Source organism: Pasteurella sp. P03HT, from assembly GCF_054052285.1.
Genome location: NZ_JBSIUM010000007.1, coordinates 70592 through 95448, shown reverse-complemented (window position 1 = coordinate 95448; position 24857 = coordinate 70592). Strand labels below are relative to the sequence as shown.

The following is a 24857-nucleotide window of genomic DNA, read 5'->3' as shown; positions in this document are numbered from 1 at the left end:
TTAAAACAAAAAATAGGAAGAGTAAAACCACAAGAAAATTGCCCGCACTTTTGTATTCTGCAGGTAAACCATGTAAAATAGATAACATTTTTTATAGCAAAATATTTATTGTAATTTGAGGTCAGAATGAATAACCCAATTGAACGAGAAGAAACTGTTGAAAGTGCGGATAAACGTCCTACCAATTTTATTCGTCAAATCATTGATGAAGATTTAGCATCGGGTAAACATCAAGCTGTCCAGACCCGTTTCCCACCTGAGCCAAACGGTTATTTACATATCGGTCACGCCAAATCAATTTGCTTAAACTTTGGTATCGCAGAAGATTACCACGGGTTATGCAACTTGCGTTTTGATGACACAAACCCAGTGAAAGAAGACGTAGAATATGTGGATTCAATTAAGCAAGACGTAGAGTGGTTAGGCTTTAAATGGGAGGGTCAACCTCGTTATGCTTCAGATTATTTTGACCAATTATATGGCTATGCGATTGAGTTAATTCAAAAAGGCTTAGCTTATGTGTGTGAGCTTTCACCAGAAGAAATGCGTGAATATCGTGGTACTTTAACAGAACCAGGTAAAAACAGCCCATATCGTGATCGTTCAGTTGAGGAAAACCTCGCATTATTTGAAAAAATGAAAAAGGGTGAAATTGCAGAAGGTAAAGCCAGTTTACGTGCGAAAATTGATATGGCATCACCATTTATGGTAATGCGTGATCCTGTAATCTACCGTATCAAGTTTGCGACTCACCACCAAACAGGTGATAAATGGTGCATTTACCCAATGTACGATTTCACCCACTGTATTTCTGATGCGATCGAGCGTATTACACATTCACTTTGTACATTAGAATTCCAAGATAACCGTCGTTTATATGATTGGGTATTGGAAAATATTTCTATTGAGCGTCCATTACCGCATCAATATGAATTTTCTCGCTTAAATTTAGAAGCGACACTCACTTCTAAACGTAAACTTTTACAATTAGTAAACGAAGGCATTGTGGATGGTTGGAATGACCCACGTATGCCAACCATTTCAGGTTTACGTCGTCGTGGTTATACGCCTGCATCGTTACGTGAGTTTTGTCGTCGTATCGGTGTCACAAAACAAGATAACGTGGTTGAGTTTAGCGCATTAGAAGCGTGTATTCGTGAAGACTTGAATGAAAATGCACCACGTGCAATGGCTGTTATCGATCCACTTAAAATTGTGATTGAAAACTTTGGTGAAAAAGAAATTTTAACCGCGCCAAATCACCCAAATCGTGAAGAATTAGGTCACCGAGAATTACCATTTACACGCGAAATTTATATTGATAAAGCAGACTTCCGCGAAGAAGCGAATAAACAATATAAACGTCTGGTGTTAGGTAAAGAAGTGCGTTTACGTAATGCGTATGTGATTAAAGCAGAGCGTGTTGAAAAAGATGCGGATGGCAATATCACCACTGTCTATTGTACTTACGATCCAGAAACATTAGGTAAAAACCCTGCAGACGGTCGTAAAGTAAAAGGCGTAATTCAATGGGTATCTGCAGAAGAGTATTTACCAGCAGAATTCCGTCAATATGGTCGTTTATTCACTGTACCAAATCCAGGCGCAGCAGAGGATATCCACGAAGTGCTAAACCCAGAATCGCTGGTAGTTAAACAAGGTGTCGTTGAGAAAAGTTTAGCCAATGCACAACCAGAAAAAGCGTATCAATTCGAGCGTGAAGGTTATTACTGTGCAGATAGTAAAGACAGTTCTCCAGAACATTTGGTGTTTAATCTAACCGTCAGTTTAAAAGAAAGTTTTTAAACTGGACTCTGTTACGAAAAGAGCGCTTAAGTGCGCTCTTTTTCGTTGCAAAATACGTGCGAATAGTGATTTAAAAATGAAAAATATTTGATTATTTTCTTGATTTTTTAGCTTTAATTTAATGAATCGGCGATTTTTTATCTAATTCTGAAAAATATTTCGGTGTTATTAGCGAAAATGATTAGAATATTTTTAGTTTTAAAATGATGTGGGATACAAAGGAAAATACATGAATATCGTTTCTGGTTTTATTGATTGGGTCGAACAGGCACTGGTTTGGTTTGTGGAAAAAGTAGATGGGCCTTTATGGGATGTGACGATTGTCACGTTATTAGGTGTTGGGCTATTTTTTACTATTACAACTGGATTAGTTCAATTACGGTTATTACCACGTAGTTTACGTGAAATGTGGTCGGGTCGAACAGCTGAAGGGAATTCTTTAACTCCTTTCCAAGCCTTTACAACGGGCTTAGCAAGTCGTGTTGGCGTGGGGAATATCGGTGGGGTGGCGACGGCCATTGCGATTGGTGGTGAAGGGGCAGTCTTTTGGATGTGGGTGACTGCACTAATCGGAATGAGTAGTGCATTTGCTGAGTCTTCTTTAGCACAATTATTTAAAGTGAAAGAGCCTTGTGGTTTATATCGCGGAGGTCCAGCTTACTATATTACAAAAGGGCTCAAAGCACCTTGGTTAGGGGTACTTTTCGCCATCAGCTTAATTTTTACTTTTGGTTTTGCCTTTAATGCTGTGCAAGCTAACTCTATTGTGGAAGCAACCAGTAATGCGTGGCATTGGGACCCTCAATATGTAGGTTTACTGTTAGTGGCGATTACAGCATTGATTATTTTCGGTGGAGTAAAACGTATTGGGGCAGTCAGTGCAAAATTAGTTCCTATGATGGCATTATTTTATTTAATTATCGCCGTGATTATTCTAGGAATGAATATTAACGCGATTCCAACGGTACTTTCTCGCATTGTCTCAAGTGCGTTTGATTTTAGTGCAATGGCGGGAGGTATGTTTGGTGCGATTTTCTCAAAAGCGATGCTGATGGGGGTAAAACGTGGATTATTCTCAAATGAAGCAGGAATGGGCTCAGCGCCAAACTCAGCCGCAACTGCAGATGTAAAACATCCCGCAAGCCAAGGGTTGATTCAAATGTTAGGGGTGTTTGTTGATACTATTATTGTGTGTACTTGTACTGCGGTTATCATTTTGCTTTCAGATAACTATGGCAGTGAGTCACTAAAAGGGATTTCATTGACACAAAATGCCTTACAATACCATGTGGGTGATTTTGGTTTACACTTCTTAGCGTTCATTTTATTTTTATTCGCTTATTCATCGATTATTGGTAACTATGCCTACGCAGAAAGTAATATCCGTTTTATTCGAAACAAGCCTTTTTTTGTGATGGTATTTCGTTTAATTGTCTTATTTTTTGTCTATTTTGGTGCAGTGAATCATGCCAATATTGTTTGGAACTTTGCAGATACGGTGATGGCGATTATGGCGATGATTAACTTAGTGGCGATTGTTTTGTTGGCACCAATTGTATGGTTAATTCTGAAAGACTATCAACGTCAAATCCGAGCAGGGCAGGAGCCAGTGTTTAATATTGAACAACACCCAGAATTATTAAAACGAGGCGTGGATAAAGATATTTGGTCTTAACCCTTTCCGATTTATCTAAATTTTATATAAAGCTGTACTTGAAAGGATCGATGCCTAGTAAAGTACAGCTTATTTTTAGGTGAAGTTCTCGGCAATCATTTGGCACAATAACTCGTTTATGCAATGTATTTAGATGTATGTGTTCATTCTTGTGTTGAAAGAATGATGAGTGACACAGGACTGAACCTGTGGCAGCAGAAGTGCGGTCAGAAATTAGAAAATATCAGTCTTGAAAAGAAAAAACCGCTACACCAAGAAGATGTAGCGGGAGGTCTTAATATAAGAAAGTTAAAAAGACGACTGCATTTTGCAGTGCACTAGCATTATCTAAGACTCAGGATTTTCCAAATAGTTCATAAAAAGTTTTATTTTTTATAAAAAATTTTTTATTTGTGCCTCAATGCCTGTTTCGTCTAGTTTTAAATCAGCCAGAATTTCTTGTTGTGTCCCTTGTGGAATAAAGAAATCAGGTAAACCTAATTGTAATAATTTAATGTGATGTTGCTGTGCATGCAGGACTTCCGCCACAGCACTCCCCGCACCACCTTGAATAGCATTCTCTTCTAATGTCACTATCATTTCATGGGTTTGTGCAATTTGGTGAAGACGTTCCACATCAATTGGTTTAACAAAACGCATGTCCACGACGGTGGCATTGAGTTTCTCCGCCACTTTCATGGCGGTCGGTAACAAGGTACCAAAATTTAGAATAGCGATTTTTTCACCTTCGCGAATTAAGTTTGAACGTCCTAATTCTAATGCCTGTAAAGGTTGTAAAGTCACACCAATGGCATTACCACGTGGATAACGTACTGCGGCAGGTTGATTGAGTTTGTATCCAGTGTAAAGCATTTGTCGACATTCATTTTCATCACTTGGTGTCATAATGACCATATTGGGAATACAACGCATGAAGCTAATATCAAATGCACCTTGGTGTGTTTGTCCGTCAGCACCAACTACTCCCGCACGATCGATAGCAAATAATACAGGTAGGTTTTGGATCGCTACGTCATGGATAAGTTGGTCATAAGCCCGTTGTAAGAAAGTCGAATAAATGGCAACAACAGGTTTATATCCTCCGATGGCTAAGCCAGCTGCAAAGGTGACGGCATGTTGTTCAGCAATGGCAACATCAAAATATTGTTCAGGAAAACGATTAGAAAATTCAACCATTCCAGAGCCTTCTCGCATTGCTGGGGTAATCCCAACAAGTTTAGGATCCTGCGCCGCCATTTCACATAACCATTCCCCAAAAATGTGTGAGTACGTTGGCGTGCTATTAGATTTGGGGAGTTGACCACTTAGATGATCGAACTTAGGAACACCATGGAAACCAATCGGATCTTTTTCAGCTGGGGCATAGCCTTTCCCTTTTTTCGTCATAATGTGTAAGAACTGCGGACCTTTTAAAGAGCGCATATTCTTTAATGTACTAATCAGCTCTTCAATATTGTGCCCATCAATTGGACCAATATAATTAAACCCTAATTGTTCAAACATTGTGCCGACTGGTGACACAAAGCCCTTGACATGTTCTTCTGTTTTTTTAACAAATTCTTTTATTGGAGGCATCCCAGATAAAATTTTCTTGCCACCTTCACGAATAGAAGAGTAGAACGAGCCCGTGAGTAATCGTGCAAGATGATTATTTAAAGCGCCAACATTCTCTGAAATTGACATTTCATTGTCGTTTAAAATGACAAGCATATCCGCGTGGGAGGCACCAGCATGGTTCATCGCTTCAAACGCCATGCCTGCGGTAATCGCACCATCCCCGATAACACAAACGGTTTTACGTCCTGCATTTTCTTTTTCCGCTGCGATCGCAATTCCTAATCCTGCGCTGATGGAAGTAGAAGAGTGACCTACACTTAACACGTCAAATTCACTTTCCTCTCGCCATGGGAAAGGATGGATACCATTTTTTTGACGGATGGTAGACATTTTATCACGACGCCCAGTTAAGATTTTATGGGGATAGGCTTGATGTCCTACATCCCAAATTAATTGATCGAAAGGTGTTTTATAAATATAGTGAAGAGCAACAGTCAACTCGACTGTCCCTAAGCCTGAAGCTAAATGCCCACTACTTTGGCTAACTGACTCTAAAAGATATGCACGTAATTCCTGACAAACTTGAGGCAGTTGTTCTTTGCTGAGTAAACGCAAATCTTCAGGTGAATTAATTAAAGATAAAAGAGGGTAATTTTGCATAATTGTTAGTCAATTCCAAAATAATTTAAAAACAGACCGCACTTTTGTTAGGTGAATGTGCGAGTTAACTTTTTCTATTCACGACAAATTCAGCAATCGCGCGTAAGGCTGCCGTATCAAAGGGTAAATGTTCTAGTTCAGCTAATGCAACTAAGTAGAGTTCTTTCGCTTTTTGTTTCGCACCATCTAAACCAAGTAATTTGGGATAGGTACTTTTATCAGACAGTAAATCTGAACCTACATTTTTACCGATTACGTCACTTTCTCCTTCAATATCTAAAATGTCATCTTGAACTTGAAAGGCGAGTCCAATGGCATCAGCATAGCGTTGTAAATGCTGTTCTAGCGTTGTGTCTGTAAAATGAGGTGAGCAAATGAATCCCATTTTCAACGCAGCGGATAATAGCGCCCCTGTTTTGTTACGGTGGATTTGCTCAAGTTCATCTAACCCAATGTGTTTTTGTTCAGAAATGAGATCCAAGCTTTGTCCTAGGCACATGCCTTGGATACCCGATGCTTGACTGAGTGTTTTGACGAGTGCCAGTGTTTGTTCTGCTGATAAGTGTGGAACTTGAGTGAGAATATCAAAAGCAAAGGCTTGTAAGGCATCTCCAGCTAAAATGGCAGTCGCTTCATCAAATGCAATGTGGCAGGTTGCCTGACCTCGTCTTAATGTATCATTATCCATGGCTGGCAGATCATCATGGATTAACGAATAAGCATGAATCGCTTCGAGTCCCGCTGCAACATAATCTAATTGCTCTAGTTTAGCGCCCAACATTCTTCCTGTGGCATAGACTAAAAAAGGACGAATACGTTTTCCGCCTAATAACACACCGTAGCGCATTGCTTCAGCAAGAGGAGATGGCGCAGTGTCAAAGGAAAGTTGTTGCGCTAGAAAAGTATTAATACGTTGCTGTAATTGTGATAGATCTTGCGAAAATTGATACATAATAGCTTTGTTGTTATGAGTCTGGTTGATAATCAGTCAGCGCGGCATGCTCATTCTTTTGCAATAAAATCTGAATACGTTGTTCCGCTTGTTGCAAACGCTCTTGACCTAAATTAGCTAATTTTATTCCATTTTCAAATGCTTCGAGGGACGCTTCTAAAGGCAACTCGCCACTTTCTAAACGCGTCACAATGGCTTCCAACTCTTGTAATGTGGTTTCAAAGTCCAATTCTGTTTTTTGTGTCGGTTTTCTCGCCATTGTTAATCCTGTGTTATTTGAACGATATAGGGCAGTTATTGTACTGTATTTTAAGGCATATGTTAAAATTATTTAGCTTTTTTCAGGGATTTTATTGCGGATGTTTTTCTGATATGACTCGTTGATTTGACATGGTCGAGAAGTGACTTCTTTAGAGCGGAAACAATAAAAAGTGCGGTCAAACTAACCGCACTTTTAGTTTCATTGGTGTCTTGTTTACAGCTAACTTAAGCTTTTGCTTGTTTTGGTTGTTTAAACACCGTCACTTCTGGCGCTTCGCCTGTGAATTTTTCAACTTGAACAATACACGTATTTGGTGAGTTACCTTGTGCAAGGTTGGATGTACCAATATCCATGGTTAACACGTTTGGACAACCGTTTTTACACAATGGTTTTTCGCTCATACCTAAGTCTAATGGGTCATACCAAGCCCCTTCACATAAGCCCACTGTACCTTTAATGATGTGATCACTCACGATTGCACCTGCAAGCACTTGACCACGTCCGTTGAAAATACGCACGATATCGCCATCTGCAATACCACGTGCCTTCGCATCTTCAGTGTGAATAAGCACAGGCTCACGATCTTTCACTGCGTATTTTTGACGAAGTGAAGTGTGCGCTAATTGGCTGTGTAAGCGATAGTAAGGGTGTGGTGTCACTAACGCTAATGGGTGTTCTGGGGTTACATTGCCTGCAAACTCTTCAGGTTCAAACCAAGAAGGGTAGCCTCGACAATCGTCGTAGTTCATTTTCGCAACGGTGTCAGAGTAGATCTCAATTTTACCAGAAGGCGTACCAAGTGGATTTAATAATGGATCTTCGCGGAATTCACCATAACGTACCCATTTTTTCGCTTTTTCACTTGCGTTAAATGTGATTGGTTTGTTTTCTTCCCAGAATTTTTCAAACTTCGGCATTAACACACGATTTTTACGTGCTGCATCAAAGGCGGATTGATAGAAGAATTTCAACCAATCCATTTCAGTTTTACCTTCAGTGAATTTATCTTCTACGCCAGCACGTTTTGCTAATTCAGCAAAGACATCATAGTCATTACGCGCTTCAAATTGTGGCTCAACGACTTGTTTCATTGGGAGAATGTGCATCATTGAGTAGTCACCAGTCATTGTTAAGTCATTACGCTCATAACTTGTGGTGATCGGTAATACAATATCTGCCATACGCGCAGTTGGTGTCCAGTTGATTTCATTCACAATGATAGTTTCTGGTTTTTGCCATGCTTTCACTAAGGTATTGGTATCTTGATGGTGTACAAATGGGTTACCGCCTGCCCAGTAGATTAATTTAATGTCTGGGTAAGTGATTTCGGTACCATTAAACTTGATCGTTTTCCCTGGGTTGAGCAATACATCTGCGATACGTGCGAGTGGGAAGCTGATTTTCGCTGCTTTAGATAACCAAGATTGTCCAGTGTTTGTAGTATCACTGTCTAATGTTGCAGACATCGAACCAATTACACCGCCCGTTGTGGTTGGTGCACCACCATTTGAATAGTGATAGCTGAAACCAAAACCGCCACCTGGTAAACCAATTTGACCTAACATTGACGCAAGAGTGACTAACATCCAGTGAGTTTGTTCACCGTGACGTTGACGTTGCATACCCCAACCACCCATTAACATTGTGCGTTTTGATGAGAAGTCAGCTGCAAGTTGTTTGATAACATCAACGGGTACGCCACAGATTTTGCTTGCCCATTCCGCATCTTTTGCTTGTCCATCGACTTTACCGAGCAAGTATTCTTCGAATTTGGCATAGCCTGTTGTGTATTTTTTTAAGAATGCTTTATCGTGTTTATCTTGCGTTACTAAAGTATGCGCAATACCTAACATCAATGGAACGTCGGTTGCCGTATTGGTTGGGATCCATTCTGCGTTAAGCATTTTACAGGTTTCACTTTTGATTGGGTCAATACAAATAATGCGTTTGCCTGTTGCTTGATATTTTTTGAAGTACTCAATACCTTGTTGGTCGGTTGCAGTCCAAGCAATACGTAATGTAGTAAGTGGGTTTGCAGACCATAACACGATAATATCAGTGTTTTCTAAGATAGTTTCCCAGCTGGTTTGTTGTTCATAAACTTCGATGGTCCCCAACACGTGCGGCATAATCACTTGTGCAGCACCAGTAGAGTAGTCACCTTTATGTCCTACGAAACCGCCTGTGGCATTGAGGTAACGGTGTAATAACGTACGGCTTGAGTGCAGAGAACCCGAGCTTTTCCAGCCATAAGATCCACCGAAGATATTTTCAAATCCGCCTTCTGAACGAACACGTTTGAATTCTTTGTCGATTAAGTCGAGCGCTTGATCCCACGTGACGCGTACCCATTCATCACGACCACGCATTGTGGTGTCGCTTTTACCTGGGTTAGCTAAATAGCCTTTACGCACCATTGGATATTTGATACGGGTTTCACTGTAAAGTTGATCTGGTACAACGGATTGTAATTCGTTTTCAATAACAGGTGGAATGGCAGGACCTGATTTGACGGCTTTACCATTTTCAACTACCACGCCGAGTGGTCCCCAGTGCGCAGCGGTGACGATTGTTTTGCTTTCAGCTGCAACAGCATTTGGCGAAACAAGTGAACCGACTACGCCACCGCTTAATGATGCGCCAGCAATGCCAAGAGAGGAGTTTCTTAAAAACTCTCTACGTTTTACATCTACTTTGTTCTCTTTTTTCATATAAAGCCTCGCTTATTTAAGTAGTTGACGTTTTGACACCTTTCTAAATATGAGTGGACAATCAATTTCTCGGTTATCCATGGCATAAGCGAACTTATTGCTGGCTTGTTACCATATCTGTCGACTTAGGATCACAAGCTCGGAGTCAGTAACTAATTTTTTAGTGACTAGCACCAACCATATCTTTACTGTTACGTTGTAAATAAATAGTTAGCGCTCTTACTTCTTCAGACGTTAATGCAGTACGATCTTTCATTGAATTAACGACGCCAATCCATTGATTTGCTGTGTAGTGATCTGCCTCGATAACAGCATGGCACGCACTACAATGGGTTTGATTCAATTTATTGCCAAATTGGTTTAACGCCGCTAAATCAGACGTTATTTTGTCTTGTGGAACAGTAATCGTGAAAGCAACTTCTCTCCATTCTGAGTCAGTGACATCATCATGTACGGTTTTGATCACGCTTGCTTGTTCTTTTGCTTCCTCTTCTAATAGAGCTAAAATAATGCGTTTACCGAGCGCCATATAAACGATTGATTCGGCACCAGATTGTTGCCAACCTTGTAATGTGGCTGTGATTTTTTGTCCATCATTTTTCCAATCTGTTAAAGTGGCATAAGGCATTAAACGTATTTCGCCACCATTTGCAGTTTGTGCGGTGGAAATAGTTTGAGCATAGACGGGTTTTGAGTTATCCATCGCCAAAGCAGGTTCCGCTTGTGTTGCTTTCGTTGCGTCGGTTTCTTCTGGTATTTCAGGAAGGAAGTGAGCGATACCTTTATGGCAATCAATACAGGTTTGTCCATCAGATTTCGCTAACTCGTGCATCGTTTGTGCAGATTTAGATTGAGAAGCCATTTCCATTGCGTCTAAACTATGACAAGTACGACAGGTTTCAGAATTTGTCGCTTTCATGTCATCCCACACTTTTTTAGCCATTTCGTAACGGTGTTTTTCAAAGGCTTCACGGTCAGGAATTTTGCCATTTAATTCATACCAAACATCTTTTAAGGCGAAAACTTTCGCTTTAACGTAATGCAAGCCACCAGGAGGAACGTGACAATCAGCACAATTTGCGCGAATCCCTTTTTGATTAGAAAAATGCACACTGGCTTCCCATTCTTCTTGTGGGAAACTCATTGAGTGGCAACTAACACAAAATTCTGGTGAGCTTGTTTCGTGCATAACATATTGAACGCTAAATAATGCCCCCGCTCCGATGACCATGAGTGCTAAAGCCGCGAGTACAGAACGTTTTTTTATTTTTGACATAAATCACTCCAAAATTAAGTTATATACTTTTGTATATAACCAAGCGATATAAGAGGAATAAAATACTCATAACTGGTTAATTCATTTTAGGCGTATTTGGTACGTTAACTTTGATTAAAATCAAAAATAGCCTAAAGAATTTGCTTTTTTATGGTTATTTGTTTAATTGTTGGGCTTTCTTATAATTTTTCTTTATATAATGATTTTTATAAAGGTTGATTAAATTAAGTCAGTCGAAAGATTTTTATTATTGATGTGATCTGTTAGAATGCAGCGTTTAAAATTAAGATGATGTTGAAATAGACTATGAAATTTATCGTTAAACTTTTCCCTGAAATTATGATTAAAAGTGAATCTGTCCGTAAACGATTCGTGAAGATTCTAACAGGGAACATTCGCAATATTTTAATTAAATACGATGATTCAGTGGCAGTTGTGCGCCATTGGGACTACATCGAAGTGCGCTCAAAAAATGAAGAAAATAGACCGCACTTGATCGAGTTGTTACAACGTATTCCAGGAATTCATCACTTTTTAGAAGTCGATGAAAAGCCATTTGAAACCATGCACGATATTTTTGAGCAAACTTTACAAGATGTTGGCTCAAGCCTTGAAAATAAAACGTTCTGTGTACGTGTGAGGCGTAAAGGGAAACACGAGTTTAATTCTTTAGATGTAGAACGCTATGTGGGCGGCGGTTTAAACCAACATATTGCTTCTGCAAAAGTACAGTTAAGCAAACCTGATGTCACAGTGCGCATTGATATTGAAAACGACAAAATGATGTTGGTGAAAGCGCGTCATCAAGGCATCGGCGGTTACCCGATTGGTACACAAGAAGATGTACTTTCATTGATTTCGGGTGGTTTTGACTCAGGTGTATCAAGCTATATGTTGATTCGTCGTGGTTCGCGCGTGCATTATTGTTTCTTCAATTTAGGTGGTGCGGCACACGAGATTGGCGTGAAACAAATGGCGTATCACATTTGGCAACGTTATAGTGAATCACACAAAGTTCGTTTTGTGGCGATCAATTTTGAAGGGGTTGTTGGCGAGATTTTAGAAAAAGTCGATAACGGACAAATGGGCGTGGTGTTAAAACGTATGATGGTACGTGCAGCAAGCCGTGTTGCAGAGCGTTTTGGTATTCAAGCTATTGTTACTGGCGAAGCGTTGGGGCAAGTTTCTAGCCAAACGTTAACGAATTTGCGCTTGATCGATGAGGCTTCGGGTTGCTTAGTGTTGCGTCCATTGATCACCCACGACAAAGAGCAAATCATCGCCATGGCAAAAGAAATTGGTACAGATGATATTGCAAAATCGATGCCTGAATTTTGTGGCGTGATTTCGAAGAATCCAACCGTAAAAGCGATCAAAGAAAAAATTGAAGCGGAAGAAGGTCACTTCAATTTTGATGTGCTAGAAAGTGCGGTGCAAAATGCGCAATATTTAGATATTCGTCAGATTGCAGAGCAAACTGAAAAAGAAGTGGTTGAAGTGGACACCGTTTCTGTATTGGCATCGCAAGATGTGATTTTGGATATTCGTAGCCCAGAAGAAACCGATGAAAATCCATTAGAAATGGACAACGTACAGTTAATGCCGTTCTATAAATTGTCTTCACAATTTGCAACGTTAGATCAAAGCAAAAACTATCTTTTATATTGTGAGCGTGGCGTAATGAGTAAATTACAAGCGTTATACTTAAAAGAACAAGGTTTTAGCAATGTGAAAGTTTTTCGCCGTTAATTGCCGATAATCAATAAAAAATGCCGAGTATTTCTCGGCATTTTTGTTTGTGTGTTTTGATTATTTTTTCCAAATCACGTGGAATTCTCGATCTTCTTCACGGTGTGAAATCAGGAATTTGGCAAACACATCGTCCATTTCATCTTTATCGTTCACTAAACCAATCCACACTTCAGCATAAGCTTCAGGATCAATTAGCACGCCAATTTCCATCTCCCAATCATCAGCGGTTTCTACAAATTCTACGGCACCACGTTCTTCAAATTGTAAGTTGAAAAGTAAAATATCAGCAGGATCGAGATTCTCAGGGGCCATTTCGAGAAAAATATCATAGGCAATATCGATCGCTGTATCAGGATCCAGTTTTACTTCATTTGTCATAGGATTTTCCTTTATTTCTTCAGTGTTACATCATCATAGCATAAGTTACTAAAACAGATGAAATTTGACGCTATTTTTTCTTGTTATACAAAAGGAATAAAAAGAACTTGTAATAAAGTACGATTATTTTTCGTCTAAATGAAACGTATTCTTGAATAAATGATAACGCAAATAAAAATTATTCTTTATAATAAGAAATGGGGGAAATATCATGCAACGATTGACAGAAAATGAAGTAACGCCAGAGCATATTTTTTTCGAACGTAGAAAAATCATTCAAGCAATGGGGGTGATGGGGGTCGCTTCATTGCTACCGAATATTGCGTCTGCAAGTACAGAAGACGACCTGCGCAAAGTATTAACCTTTGCTAAGGACGATAATCCACATTCATTAGTTTTAACACCTGAAAATAAGGTGATTGGTTATAACAACTTTTATGAATTTGGTGTGCCGAAAGAATCACCTGCGAAGTATGCATCTGCGATGAAAACAGAACCTTGGACGCTACGTGTTGAAGGTGAAGTTGAAAAGCCAATGACTTTTGATGTACAGGAATTAATGAAGAAATTGCCTTTAGAAGAGCGTATTTACCGTTTTCGGTGCGTCGAGGCCTGGTCAATGGTGATTCCTTGGATTGGTTTCGAACTCAATAAATTGCTTGCGATGGTGCAACCAACTAGTCAGGCAAAATACGTCGAATTTGAAACCTTATATGATCCAGAAACTATGCCTGGTCAGAAAAATAGTTTTTTTGGGGGGGGATTAATTTATCCGTATGTAGAAGGGCTAACCATTGAAGAAGCCATGAACCCACTCACGTTATTATCCGTCGGGCTGTATGGAAAAACCTTAGCACCACAAAATGGTGCACCCATCCGTTTAGTTGTTCCGTGGAAATATGGATTTAAAAATATTAAGTCTATTGTGAAAATTACTTTGAAATCGACTCAACCTAAGACCACCTGGAATCAAGCTGCGCCACAAGAATACGGCTTTTACGCAAATGTGAACCCAGCCGTTGATCATCCGCGTTGGTCACAAGCCAGCGAACGAGTGATTGGTTCAGGTGGATTATTAAGTATTAAACGTCAACCAACATTGATGTTTAATGGATATGAAGAACAAGTTGCGCATTTATATCAACATCTTGATTTGAGGAAACATTTTTAATGCTTAACTTACTTAGAATAGTGACTCATGTATCTTGTGCCATTCCGTTTATTTGGCTGCATATCATTTTATTTTCAGGTGATGAATCGCAATTAGGGGCTGATCCTGTAAAAGAAATGCAGCATTTTCTTGGGTTTACTGCAATAACGATTTTATTACTGGTTTTTGTATTCGGTATCATTTTTCGTATATTCAAGTTATACCACCTGCAAATCTTACGTCGTGCATTAGGATTATGGGCATGGTTCTATGTGATTTTGCATATCTATGCGTATTTTGCTTTCGAACTAGGCAGCGATGTGCAATTATTTTTACATGAGTTAATTCAGCGTGGGTACTTAATTGTTGGCGGAGGGGCGTTTCTTATTTTGACGTTGATGTCAATAAGTTCGTTGCCTTATATTAAAAATAGAATGGGTAAGTGGTGGTTCTATTTACATAAACTCGGTTACTACGCCTTGTTATTCGGTGCGATTCATTATTATTGGTCGATTAAAAATTTGACATTTAATGCCTTACTTTACCTAGTGTTGTCAGTATTTATTGTATTATTGGAATGTTATACTTTATTTCGTAGTAAGAAAGCACATTCAGCATGAATAAAACAAAAGACATTGATCTGTAAATTAAGTGCGGTAGAATACCGCACTTAATTTTTGTCGTTACGTTTAATTGGATAATACGATGTCAACTTACCAAACAATTGAGCCTGAATTTTGGAAGCATAAAAGCTTACTGGAAATGACAGATGCTGAATGGGAGGCATTATGCGATGGCTGTGGTAAGTGTTGTTATCGAAAGTTTATCGAAGGGCGAGGGAAACGAAAAAAATTATACTATACTCGTATTGCCTGTAATTTATTAGATCTTGAAACGGGAAAGTGTAGCAATTATTCAGAGCGCTTCAAATTTGAGCCTGATTGCACCAAATTAACTAAGAAGAACTTACCTGATTTTCATTGGCTCCCTTCAACATGTGCCTATCGTTTATTAAATGAAAACAAACCGCTTTTTGATTGGCATCCATTAATCTCTGGTAACCCTGACTCAGTCAAACATGCTCACATTTTGATTGAGCAAGGCATTCATGAGAAGGATGTCATTGATTGGTTTGAATTTGTTGTTGATTCAGATCACTAATTTAAACAAAAATCGTTGCCTTTGTATTCAGCTTGGATAGAATAACTACTAATTATTAGTCTAGTTTGGGTAGTTGATAATGGATATAACGGATTTAAGGCAGGAGGCAGAGAAGTGTGGTATTGCAAGTTCTCATTATGATATTGATGGGCACTTAATCCATGCGAGTCCAGAGACCCTACGTTATTTTATTCAACTTTTAACTTCATCCTCTACTAGACAATCAGCAAATCGGTTTGATGATGTTGCTGTTTTTTTTCAACATCATGCAATTCAATATGATATGACGCCTTTAGCACTCCCTTGTGCAACAACGGTGTCTTATCAGCTCACTAATGAATCTGGTCAAATTGTTGTCGAGTCGTCGCAACCATTCACGCAATGTATTGATTTACCGCCTCTTGATTATGGTTATTATCAGCTAATTATTTCATCAGCAGGAACACAGAAACGTATTCGTTTGCTTATTTGTCCTCAAACAGCGTATCAACCTGCTGTATCGTCACACAAAAAAGCTTGGGGATTGAATGTCCAGCTCTACAGTTTACGTTCAGAGCGCAATTGGGGGATTGGGGATTTTGCTGACTTACATTATTTGATTGAACAAGCCAGCCAGTATGGTGTGGATTTTGTAGGAATTAACCCGCTGCATTTAATGTATCCAGCTGTGCCAGAATGGGCGAGTCCTTATAGTTCTTCTTCAAGACGTTGGTTAAACCCTATTTATTTGGCCATTGATTGCTTACCTGAATTTAAAATGTGCAAAACAGTACAGCATTGGTTGAAAAGTGATCCTGTTCGCACACAACTTCAACAGTTGCGTGAAGTGGAATTAGTCGATTATTCTGCGGTAACTACGCTAAAAATGACCGCACTTGAGCAACTCTTTGCTTTTTCTAAACGCAGTCAATCCAAGCAAATTTCTCAGCGTCGTCAGGCTTTCTTAACTTTTATGAAGCAAGAGGGAGAACCCTTATTATTGCAGGGATTGTTTAATGTGTTAGATAGTCAAGCACATCAGAAAGCACCAACAGAGCAAACTATTGGTTGGTTAGGTTGGCATATTGAATGGCAACAATTGAATAAGGTAACGCGTAAGCGCTTATTAGCACAACATCAGGATAAAATTGAGTTTTACGCGTGGTTACAATGGTTATGTTCAATGCAGTTAAATGATATTCAACAAGGATGTCAAACCGTTGGCATGTCATTAGGACTTTACGGGGATTTAGCGGTTAACAGCTCGCGAGGCAGTGTTGATGTTTGGGCGGATCCTGAATTGTATTTTGTTCATGCCTCTGTTGGTGCTCCTCCTGATCCTTTGGGCCCTGTCGGTCAAAACTGGAATTTACCACCGTATAACCCTGCGACATTAAAAGCACGGGGATTTCAACCTTTCATTGATATGTTACGTAGCAATATGCAGCACGTAGGCATTTTACGGATTGATCATGTCATGGGATTATTCCGTTTATGGCTGATTCCTGAGGGAAAAACAGCCGCAGATGGCGTCTATGTGTATTATCCATTTGATGAATTAATGGCGATCTTAGCGATTGAGAGCCAACGTAATCAATGTGTTGTGATTGGTGAGGATTTAGGTACAGTGCCTGATGAAGTGCGGGCTAAATTGAATGAATTTCAAATTTTTTCTTATTTTGTTTTGTATTTTGAGCAGAGACAACGTCAATACCCGCATGTGAATGCCTTCCCGCGTAACGCGTTTGCGACGATCGGTACGCATGATGTTCCTTCATTATCAAGTTTTTGGCACTGTGTTGATTTGCAATTATTTCAGCAACTTGGCGTACTGAAAGGTGAGCAATTGCAACAAAAATATGAACAACGTGTGATTGATAAACAAGCATTATTGGATACATTACACCGTGATGGCTATTTGCCCGAGAATTATGAAGGGGATGCGCTCACCATGGCAATGCACGCTCATTTGAACTACGTGCTACATCAATATTTAGCACACAGTTGTAGTCAATTGGTTGGTGTGCAATTAGAAAATCTGTTGGGGCAAGACATCTCGTTCAATTTGCCTGGAACAGATACCGAATATCCAAACTGGCGTAAAAAATTAGCTTGTACGTTAGAAAAAATGTTTAGTGATGCGCACATTACCGCATTCTTGGCATCGGTTAATCAAGCGCGTCAGGGATAAATTTATTAGAATCAAATTGAGGGCTTGTTATGGTTCAATTAGTTTCACACTCAGTAATTAATCAATTTTTTGATGGAACACATGCAGATCCGTTTTCTGTGTTAGGGATGCATGAAACAGAACAGGGGATTGAAATTCGTGCCCTGTTACCAGATGCCAATCGTGTTGTTGTGATTGATACTGAAACCCATAAAGAAGTATGCGAATTAACCTGTTTAGATGAGCGTGGTTTTTTTGCTGCTGTTGTGCCTAAAACAAGAAGTTTTTTTGCGTATCAATTACAAGTTTTTTGGGGAAATGAATCTCAGATGGTTGAGGATCCCTACCGTTTTCACCCGATGCTAGCGGATCTAGATAATTGGCTATTGAGTGAGGGATCGCATTTACGCCCTTACGAAGTATTAGGTGCACATTTTATGGAATGCGATGGCGTTTCTGGCGTGAATTTTCGCTTGTGGGCACCCAATGCAAAACGGGTCTCTATTGTCGGGGATTTTAACTATTGGGATGGTCGCCGTCATCCAATGCGTTTTCATCAAAAGAGCGGTGTATGGGAATTATTTTTACCGAAAGCATCACTCGGACAATTATATAAATTTGAATTAATTGACTGCCATGGACAATTGCGGTTGAAAGCCGATCCTTACGCATTTAGTTCACAGCTCCGCCCCGATACCGCTTCACAAATTAGTGTACTGCCTGATGTGGTAGAAATGACTGCAAAACGTCGTAAAGCTAATCAAGCCGATCAGCCTATTTCTATTTATGAAGTGCATCTTGGATCGTGGCGTCGTAATTTAGCAAATCATTTCTGGCTTGATTATGACCAAATTGCAGATGAATTAATCCCTTATGTAAAAGAAATGGGCTTTACGCACATTGAGTTTTTACCACTATCAGAGTTCCCATTTGACGGTTCTTGGGGTTATCAACCACTTGGACTTTATTCACCAACTAGCCGTTTTGGCACGCCTGAAGGCTTTAAACGTTTAGTCGAAAAAGCGCATGAAGCAGGTATTAACGTGATTTTAGACTGGGTACCAGGACATTTTCCAAGTGACACGCACGGTTTGGCGGCGTTTGATGGTACGGCATTGTATGAACATGCGGATCCAAGAGAAGGATATCACCAAGACTGGAACACATTAATTTACAACTATGGTCGGAACGAAGTTCGTAATTTCTTATCCAGTAACGCACTTTATTGGCTAGAGCGTTTTGGCTTAGACGGTATTCGTGTTGATGCGGTTGCTTCGATGATTTATCGTGATTATAGCCGCGCAGACGGTGAGTGGATTCCAAACCAATATGGCGGACGTGAAAATCTAGAGGCCATTGAATTTTTAAAACATACGAACTGGAAAATTGATTCTGAAATCAATGGGGCAATTTCGATCGCAGAAGAATCAACCTCATTTGCTGGGGTAACTAAACCGAGCAAAGAGGGGGGATTAGGCTTCCACTTTAAATGGAATATGGGCTGGATGAATGACACCTTGTCCTATATGCAGAAAGATCCTGTTTATCGCCAATATCATCACGATCAGATGACATTCGGTATGGTGTATCAATACAGTGAAAACTTTGTGCTCCCCCTTTCTCATGATGAAGTCGTACATGGTAAATGTTCTCTGTTAGGCAAAATGCCAGGAGATGCTTGGCAGAAATTTGCTAACTTGCGTGCTTATTATGGCTATATGTGGGGTTACCCAGGTAAAAAATTACTCTTCATGGGAAATGAATTTGCGCAAGGACGAGAATGGAACTTTGAACAAAGCTTAGATTGGTTTTTACTGGATGAAAATATTGGTGGTGGTTGGCACCAAGGCGTGCAATTACTCGTGAAAGATTTAAATCACATTTACCAAAAACATGCCGCACTCTTTGAGCTTGATTATAGCCCTGAAGGGTTTGATTGGTTAGTGGTTGATGATCGCCAAAACTCTGTTTTCGCTTTTGAACGTCGCAGCAAAGCGGGTGAGCGGATTATTGTTGTAAGTAACTTTACCCCAGTTCCACGCTACGATTATCGGATTGGCGTCAATCAAGCTGGGGAATATATTGAGATATTAAATACTGATTCTGAATTTTATCAGGGGTCGAATGTGGGGAATTTTGGGGCTGTTGTGACAGAGCCGATTGAAAGTCACAGTCGAGTGCATTCTCTTTCTGTATCGATACCGCCATTGGCAACCATTTATCTGAAGTATCAAGATGATAAACAAGACGAGAAGATCGAGCCAAAAGCCTAACATGTTCGTGTTGGGCAGAAAGGTTCTGCCCTAATCGGACATAAGTAGTATGGTGACATTTAACAAGAAGACAAGTAGTAAGTAATCGTACTGATGAAGACAAACATAACAAGAGCAGGACGCCCTTATCCATTGGGTTGTAGCATTCAAATCGAAGAAAAACAGAAAGGTCATAACTTTTCCCTTTTTTCGAGCGCAGCAAGTGCGGTTGAGCTTTGCCTTTTTGATGAGAAAGGTCAAGAAACACGCTATGCGTTAACAGAGAAAACAGATGACATTTGGCATATTTGGCTGAGTGATGTGCCGATTGGTACTCAATATGGCTATCGAATTTCAGGAAAAAGTGACCGCACTTTAGCGAATCCGAACAAACTGATGTTGGATCCTTATGCTAAAGCAGTGATGGGTAAACCTGATTTAAGTGATGCAGAAAAGCGTGCTTGGTTCGATTTGGCGGATGAACGTGATAATGCGCATTTGGCGCCCAAAGCCGTCATCATTGATGAAACATTTGATTGGGAAAATGATCAGCCTTTATACACGCCTTGGTCAGAGACCGTGATTTATGAGCTTAACGTCAAAGGTTTTACTCAGTTAAAAGAAGATATCCCTGAGGTTATTCGTGGGAGTTATGCTGGGTTAGCGCACCCAAATACTCTGGCATATTTGCAGAAATTAGGGGTGACTGCTGTTGAACTATTACCAGTCAACTATCAGCTTGATGAAGTGCATTTACAAGAAAAAGGATTACATAACTATTGGGGGTATAGCCCATTAGCAATGTTTGCGGTTGAACCGAAATATTGGTCTAAGCAAATGGCTTCCACACCGTTAACAGAATTCAAAATGATGGTAAAACGCTTGCATCAAGCGGGTATTGAAGTGATTTTAGACGTGGTTTTTAATCATACGGTGGAGTCTGAAAAACATTTTCCGACCTTTAGTCAACGTGGTATTGATGATAAAACGTACTATTGGCAAACTGAACAAGGACATTATTGTAACTGGACTGGCTGTGGCAATACGCTCAATTTATCGCATCCGATGACGCGCCGTTGGGTTGTGGATTGCTTACGTTATTGGGTTGAGGAATGTCATGTTGATGGTTTTCGCTTTGACTTGGGTGCTGTATTGGGACGTGAACATGAGGGGGGATTTACACCTCATGCGCAATTGTTTAGCGATATCATGGCAGTACCCAGTTTACAACGATGCAAGTTGATTTCAGAGCCTTGGGATATCGGTGAATTTGGCTATCAAGTAGGAAACTTCCCAGATTATTTTGCAGAATGGAATGATCGTTTTCGTGATGATATGACGCGTTTTTGGTTATGGAAAAGTGGAGAGAATGGGGCATTTGCTGAAAGATTGGCGGGTTCCAGCGATATTTTCAAACGTGGACAACGCTCCCCACATTGCTCGATAAATTATATTACAGCACATGATGGTTTTACCTTACGTGATCTTGTGAGTTATAACCAAAAACATAACTGGGCAAACGGTGAAGAAAATCGTGATGGTCGTAATGAAAATTATAGTTATAACCACGGATTTGAAGGGATTGAAAATGTCCCTCATGAAATTGAACAAGCACGTTTTTTAAGCAGTGCAGGGTTGTTAATGAGTTTATTGTTATCCAATGGTACGCCGATGTTATTGGCGGGGGATGAATTTGGTCACTCACAAAATGGTAACAATAATGCGTATTGTCAAGATAATGAGACCACTTGGCTGAAATGGAGTGCGTTTAACCCTGTTTTATTTGATTTAGCAAGGCAAACGATTGCCATTCGAAAACGGATACCTAGTTTACAACAAGACTGTTGGTGGCAAGCCGAGAATGTCCAATGGCTTACGGTGTCTGGTGTGCCAAAACAACAAGAGGATTGGCATAATCGTGAAACAAAAGCCTTACAAGTGATGTTAGATAACCACTGGTTATTTTTAATTAATACAAAAGCCGAATTACAAACTTTTTTGTTGCCAGTGGGTAACTGGGAAGTTGTATATCATGCAACAGACACGACCATTCAGGATAATGTGGTTGAGGTGGGGGATGTCGCTTTTTGTGTGTTGCAGAAATTGAGTCGTGAATAAAAGTTGAAACAATAAATAAGGGTTGTTGATATTAGGTTGTGCAACATCGCCCGTATAATAATGGAGGTCATTATGAACAGTAGTATTGCTAAGTTGCCTAATAAATATGAGTTAGTGAAAGAAACACTTGTGTTAATTCTTGCGGGTGGTCGTGGTTCACGCCTTTATGAATTGACGGATAAACGAGCTAAACCAGCACTGTATTTTGGTGGGAATCGCCGTATTATCGATTTTGCTTTATCAAACTGTTTAAATTCAGGGTTAAACCGTATCGGTGTGGTAACACAGTATGCCGCACACTCGCTTTTGCGTCATTTACAAAATGGTTGGTCATTCCTTCCTGCAGAACGTGGTGAATTTATTGATATGTTACCTGCTCGTCAACAAATCGATGATTCAACATGGTATCGTGGCACCGCGGATGCAGTCTATCAAAATATGGCGATTATCCGTGATCATTATTGCCCAAAATATGTATTGATTTTAGCGGGTGACCATATTTATAAACAAGATTATAGCCAAATGTTGATCGATCATATTAATAGTGGGGCAAAATGTACGGTTGGGTGTATTGAAGTAGAACGTGAAAAAGCCTCTGAATTTGGTGTGATGGCAGTGAACGAAAACTTAAAAGTGAAATCGTTTGTGGAAAAACCAAAAGATCCACCTGCGATGGTTGGCAAACCGAATACATCTCTAGCTTCCATGGGGATTTATGTGTTTGACGCTGATTATCTCTATGATGTTTTAGAACGTGAAGTCACATCACCTTATACTTCTCATGACTTTGGTAAAGACGTGTTACCAAAAGCGTTAGAAGAAGGCGTATTATATGCACACCCATTTAGTCGCTCTTGTATGGGACGCAATACGGAAGGAGAAATTTACTGGCGTGATGTTGGGACTTTAGATAGCTTCTGGCAATCCAATATTGACTTAGTCTGTGAGAATCCACAATTAGACATTTATGACCAAACTTGGCCAATTCGTGGGAACCCAGTACAAACTTATCCATCAAAATTCTTCTATAAGAGAGAAAATGCACGTCCAGTTGATAACTCATTGATTTCAGGTGGCTGTGTCATTACTGATGCCTCTATCAGTTATTCTGTCTTATTTGATCGCATTAAAATTGATGAAGGCTCTGAAATTGACCATTGCGTTGTGTTACCGCAAGTGACGATTGGTAAGAACTGTAAATTGAAACGTTGTATTATCGACCGTCATTCTGTGATTCCAGATGGCATGGAAATCGGGGTAGATATTGAACTGGATCGCCAACGTTTCAGAGTAAGCTCTGGCGGTGTTGTGTTAGTGACTCCATCCATGTTAAAGAAATTGAGCGGTGAAAAAGTCGAGTCAGAAGCACACTTAGACTAGAAAAGTGCGGTCAATTTTGACCGCGTTTTATCCAGTTTAATTCTTAGGAAGCTGGATGAAACAAGGGCGAGCCGATATGTTCGCCCTTTCATATTAAAATAACATATTCTTATATTGTGATACGTTAAGGGTAACAGAATGAAAGTACTACATGCTTGCTCGGAATTATATCCCCTCTTAAAAACGGGAGGGTTAGCAGATGTGATGGGCGCATTACCTTTTGCGCAAAAAGAGATTGGTATTGACGCGCGTATTGTCCTCCCCGCTTATCCTGCTATTGCAGCTGGCATTCCTGACACTGTTGTGGTCAGTGAATTTGATAATTTTGCGGGTCGTATTGTTTTGCGTTATGGTGAGTATAAAGGCGTTGGGGTGTATTTAATTGACGCACCACACTTATACCAACGTGAAGGTAATCCATATCATGACCAATGGTATAACGACTATGCGGATAACTATAAGCGCTTTGCATTATTAGGTTGGGTTGCCGCAGAGCTAGCGACAGGATTAGATTTTTGGTGGCGAGCTGAAGTCGTGCATGCACATGATTGGCATGCTGGTTTAGCCAGTGCTTATTTGTTTAATAAAGGTCGTCCAGCAAAATCTGTTTTTACGATTCATAATTTAGCCTATCAAGGTCAATTTTCTTATCATCATTTGTTTGAAATTGGTTTACCCGCAGGAATGTTCCATGTTGATGGGCTAGAACTTTATGGACAAATGTCTTATTTGAAAGCTGGATTGTATTATTCTGATGCTGTGACGGCAGTGAGTCCAACTTACGCAAAAGAGATTACAACACCTGAATTTGCCTATGGTTTGCAAGGCTTGTTACAGAGTTTAGATCACCAAGGGCGTTTAGTCGGTATTTTAAATGGTGTTGATGAACAAATCTGGCATCCTAACAATGATAGCTACATTGAGCATCACTATAAATTAAAAGCAATGACGGGTAAGCGTAAAAATAAAGAAGCATTGCAAGCTTACTTTAATCTACCACAAACCTCTGACGCCTTATTGTTTGTGATGGTAACGCGTTTAACTGAACAAAAAGGGGTAGATTTATTAATTGAAAGTGCAGATGAAATTGTGAAGCAAGGTGGTCAGCTGGTGATTCTTGGTTCTGGCTCGCCACATTTAGAAGCAGGAATTAAGTATTTAGCAGAACACTATCCTCAACATATTGCCGTGAAGATTGGTTATGATGAAGCCTTATCGCATTTGATGATTGCTGGGGGGGATGTCATTTTAGTTCCGAGCCGCTTTGAACCTTGTGGTTTAACACAGCTATATGGTTTGAAATACGGTACTTTGCCATTAGTGCGCTCAACGGGTGGGCTCGCTGATACTGTTGTGAATGCAACAGCTGAAAACATTAAAGAGCGTCTTGCTACTGGTTTCGTCTTTGAGCAGGCTAGCAGCGAGGCACTTCGTCACGCTATTATTAATGCGTTTGCATTATGGCAGAAACAACGTTTGTGGTTTAGTGTCAGAACGGTAGCGATGGAACAAGATTTTAGCTGGCAAATTTCAGCAAAAGGTTACCAACGTTTATACCAACGTATTTTATCGGGTTATTAAAGATAACGTTTGTTTATCGGAGATAAGCTAAGCTTTA

General features: G+C 39.9%; 17 protein-coding genes and 1 riboswitch. Of the genes, 11 read left to right on the top strand and 6 right to left on the bottom strand.

The annotated features are described in order from the left end of the window. Nucleotides 1-126: 126 nt before the first annotated feature. Both glnS and ACWIT3_RS07270 read left to right on the top strand, forming a co-directional pair. Complete coding sequence (gene glnS, locus ACWIT3_RS07275) at nucleotides 127-1806, top strand: glutamine--tRNA ligase (protein ID WP_457162085.1); 1680 nt, start codon at nucleotides 127-129, stop codon at nucleotides 1804-1806. A gap of 229 nt (nucleotides 1807-2035) precedes the next feature. Then, on the top strand, nucleotides 2036-3481 hold the full coding sequence (locus tag ACWIT3_RS07270; protein ID WP_457162084.1) for an alanine/glycine:cation symporter family protein: 1446 nt from the start codon (nucleotides 2036-2038) through the stop codon (nucleotides 3479-3481). A gap of 372 nt (nucleotides 3482-3853) precedes the next feature. Here the strand turns inward: ACWIT3_RS07270 and dxs are convergent, their stop codons facing one another. From dxs to ACWIT3_RS07245, 5 genes are all read right to left on the bottom strand, one after another. Further along, nucleotides 3854-5698, bottom strand: a complete 1845-nt coding sequence (gene dxs, locus ACWIT3_RS07265) for a 1-deoxy-D-xylulose-5-phosphate synthase (RefSeq protein WP_457162083.1) — start codon at nucleotides 5696-5698, stop codon at nucleotides 3854-3856. Nucleotides 5699-5762: 64 nt separating this feature from the next. After that, nucleotides 5763-6650, bottom strand: coding sequence for a (2E,6E)-farnesyl diphosphate synthase (gene ispA / locus ACWIT3_RS07260; RefSeq protein WP_457162082.1), 888 nt, complete (start codon nucleotides 6648-6650; stop codon nucleotides 5763-5765). 13 nt (nucleotides 6651-6663) lie between these two features. Further along, the gene (xseB, locus tag ACWIT3_RS07255; RefSeq protein ID WP_457162081.1) at nucleotides 6664-6909 is read right to left on the bottom strand and encodes an exodeoxyribonuclease VII small subunit; all 246 of its coding nucleotides are present in this window, start codon (nucleotides 6907-6909) and stop codon (nucleotides 6664-6666) included. A gap of 227 nt (nucleotides 6910-7136) precedes the next feature. Next, nucleotides 7137-9623 (bottom strand): trimethylamine-N-oxide reductase TorA, encoded by a 2487-nt coding sequence (gene torA / locus ACWIT3_RS07250; protein ID WP_457162080.1) that lies wholly within the window; start codon nucleotides 9621-9623, stop codon nucleotides 7137-7139. Nucleotides 9624-9643: 20 nt separating this feature from the next. After that, a riboswitch (molybdenum cofactor riboswitch) is annotated at nucleotides 9644-9780 on the bottom strand. 3 nt (nucleotides 9781-9783) lie between these two features. Further along, a complete protein-coding gene (locus ACWIT3_RS07245) occupies nucleotides 9784-10899 on the bottom strand; it encodes a NapC/NirT family cytochrome c (RefSeq protein WP_457162079.1) in 1116 nt (371 codons plus the stop codon). Nucleotides 10900-11205: 306 nt separating this feature from the next. Between ACWIT3_RS07245 and thiI the strand changes: the two genes are divergently transcribed. Continuing rightward, nucleotides 11206-12648 carry a tRNA uracil 4-sulfurtransferase ThiI gene (gene thiI, locus ACWIT3_RS07240; RefSeq protein ID WP_457162078.1) on the top strand — a complete coding sequence of 481 codons (1443 nt, stop codon included), beginning with the start codon at nucleotides 11206-11208 and terminating at the stop codon, nucleotides 12646-12648. A 60-nt stretch (nucleotides 12649-12708) separates the two neighbouring features. On the opposite strand, the gene ACWIT3_RS07235 is transcribed toward thiI, so the two are convergent. After that, nucleotides 12709-13029, bottom strand: coding sequence for an HI1450 family dsDNA-mimic protein (locus ACWIT3_RS07235; RefSeq protein ID WP_457162077.1), 321 nt, complete (start codon nucleotides 13027-13029; stop codon nucleotides 12709-12711). 211 nt (nucleotides 13030-13240) lie between these two features. Between ACWIT3_RS07235 and msrP the strand changes: the two genes are divergently transcribed. The 8 genes from msrP to glgA all read left to right on the top strand — a co-directional run bounded on the left by msrP (nucleotide 13241) and on the right by glgA (nucleotide 24820). Then, complete coding sequence (msrP, locus tag ACWIT3_RS07230; protein ID WP_457162076.1) at nucleotides 13241-14200, top strand: protein-methionine-sulfoxide reductase catalytic subunit MsrP; 960 nt, start codon at nucleotides 13241-13243, stop codon at nucleotides 14198-14200. Continuing rightward, the gene (locus tag ACWIT3_RS07225) at nucleotides 14200-14799 is read left to right on the top strand and encodes a protein-methionine-sulfoxide reductase heme-binding subunit MsrQ (protein WP_457162075.1); all 600 of its coding nucleotides are present in this window, start codon (nucleotides 14200-14202) and stop codon (nucleotides 14797-14799) included. The genes msrP and ACWIT3_RS07225 overlap by 1 nt, the downstream gene beginning before the upstream one ends. Nucleotides 14800-14884: 85 nt before the next feature. After that, nucleotides 14885-15340: a YcgN family cysteine cluster protein gene (locus ACWIT3_RS07220; RefSeq protein WP_457162074.1), complete on the top strand. Its 456-nt coding sequence runs from the start codon at nucleotides 14885-14887 to the stop codon at nucleotides 15338-15340. Between the two features lie 79 nt (nucleotides 15341-15419). Then, nucleotides 15420-17510 carry a 4-alpha-glucanotransferase gene (gene malQ, locus ACWIT3_RS07215; RefSeq protein ID WP_457162073.1) on the top strand — a complete coding sequence of 697 codons (2091 nt, stop codon included), beginning with the start codon at nucleotides 15420-15422 and terminating at the stop codon, nucleotides 17508-17510. A 29-nt stretch (nucleotides 17511-17539) separates the two neighbouring features. Next, a complete protein-coding gene (gene glgB, locus ACWIT3_RS07210; protein WP_457162072.1) occupies nucleotides 17540-19762 on the top strand; it encodes a 1,4-alpha-glucan branching protein GlgB in 2223 nt (740 codons plus the stop codon). 93 nt (nucleotides 19763-19855) lie between these two features. Then, nucleotides 19856-21859 carry a glycogen debranching protein GlgX gene (gene glgX, locus ACWIT3_RS07205; RefSeq protein ID WP_457162071.1) on the top strand — a complete coding sequence of 668 codons (2004 nt, stop codon included), beginning with the start codon at nucleotides 19856-19858 and terminating at the stop codon, nucleotides 21857-21859. Nucleotides 21860-21931: 72 nt separating this feature from the next. Further along, nucleotides 21932-23239, top strand: a complete 1308-nt coding sequence (gene glgC, locus ACWIT3_RS07200) for a glucose-1-phosphate adenylyltransferase (RefSeq protein ID WP_457162070.1) — start codon at nucleotides 21932-21934, stop codon at nucleotides 23237-23239. A gap of 138 nt (nucleotides 23240-23377) precedes the next feature. Continuing rightward, nucleotides 23378-24820 (top strand): glycogen synthase GlgA, encoded by a 1443-nt coding sequence (gene glgA, locus ACWIT3_RS07195; protein ID WP_457162069.1) that lies wholly within the window; start codon nucleotides 23378-23380, stop codon nucleotides 24818-24820. Nucleotides 24821-24857: the final 37 nt, after the last annotated feature.

Excerpts from the sequence above, each read along its gene's own strand:
- glnS (WP_457162085.1), top strand. The coding sequence starts at position 127 with ATGAATAACCCAATTGAACGAGAAGAAACTGTTGAAAGTGCGGATAAA.
- ACWIT3_RS07270 (WP_457162084.1), top strand. The coding sequence starts at position 2,036 with ATGAATATCGTTTCTGGTTTTATTGATTGGGTCGAACAGGCACTGGTT.
- dxs (WP_457162083.1), bottom strand. The coding sequence starts at position 5,698 with ATGCAAAATTACCCTCTTTTATCTTTAATTAATTCACCTGAAGATTTG.
- ispA (WP_457162082.1), bottom strand. The coding sequence starts at position 6,650 with ATGTATCAATTTTCGCAAGATCTATCACAATTACAGCAACGTATTAAT.
- xseB (WP_457162081.1), bottom strand. The coding sequence starts at position 6,909 with ATGGCGAGAAAACCGACACAAAAAACAGAATTGGACTTTGAAACCACA.
- torA (WP_457162080.1), bottom strand. The coding sequence starts at position 9,623 with ATGAAAAAAGAGAACAAAGTAGATGTAAAACGTAGAGAGTTTTTAAGA.
- ACWIT3_RS07245 (WP_457162079.1), bottom strand. The coding sequence starts at position 10,899 with ATGTCAAAAATAAAAAAACGTTCTGTACTCGCGGCTTTAGCACTCATG.
- thiI (WP_457162078.1), top strand. The coding sequence starts at position 11,206 with ATGAAATTTATCGTTAAACTTTTCCCTGAAATTATGATTAAAAGTGAA.
- ACWIT3_RS07235 (WP_457162077.1), bottom strand. The coding sequence starts at position 13,029 with ATGACAAATGAAGTAAAACTGGATCCTGATACAGCGATCGATATTGCC.
- msrP (WP_457162076.1), top strand. The coding sequence starts at position 13,241 with ATGCAACGATTGACAGAAAATGAAGTAACGCCAGAGCATATTTTTTTC.
- ACWIT3_RS07225 (WP_457162075.1), top strand. The coding sequence starts at position 14,200 with ATGCTTAACTTACTTAGAATAGTGACTCATGTATCTTGTGCCATTCCG.
- ACWIT3_RS07220 (WP_457162074.1), top strand. The coding sequence starts at position 14,885 with ATGTCAACTTACCAAACAATTGAGCCTGAATTTTGGAAGCATAAAAGC.
- malQ (WP_457162073.1), top strand. The coding sequence starts at position 15,420 with ATGGATATAACGGATTTAAGGCAGGAGGCAGAGAAGTGTGGTATTGCA.
- glgB (WP_457162072.1), top strand. The coding sequence starts at position 17,540 with ATGGTTCAATTAGTTTCACACTCAGTAATTAATCAATTTTTTGATGGA.
- glgX (WP_457162071.1), top strand. The coding sequence starts at position 19,856 with ATGAAGACAAACATAACAAGAGCAGGACGCCCTTATCCATTGGGTTGT.
- glgC (WP_457162070.1), top strand. The coding sequence starts at position 21,932 with ATGAACAGTAGTATTGCTAAGTTGCCTAATAAATATGAGTTAGTGAAA.
- glgA (WP_457162069.1), top strand. The coding sequence starts at position 23,378 with ATGAAAGTACTACATGCTTGCTCGGAATTATATCCCCTCTTAAAAACG.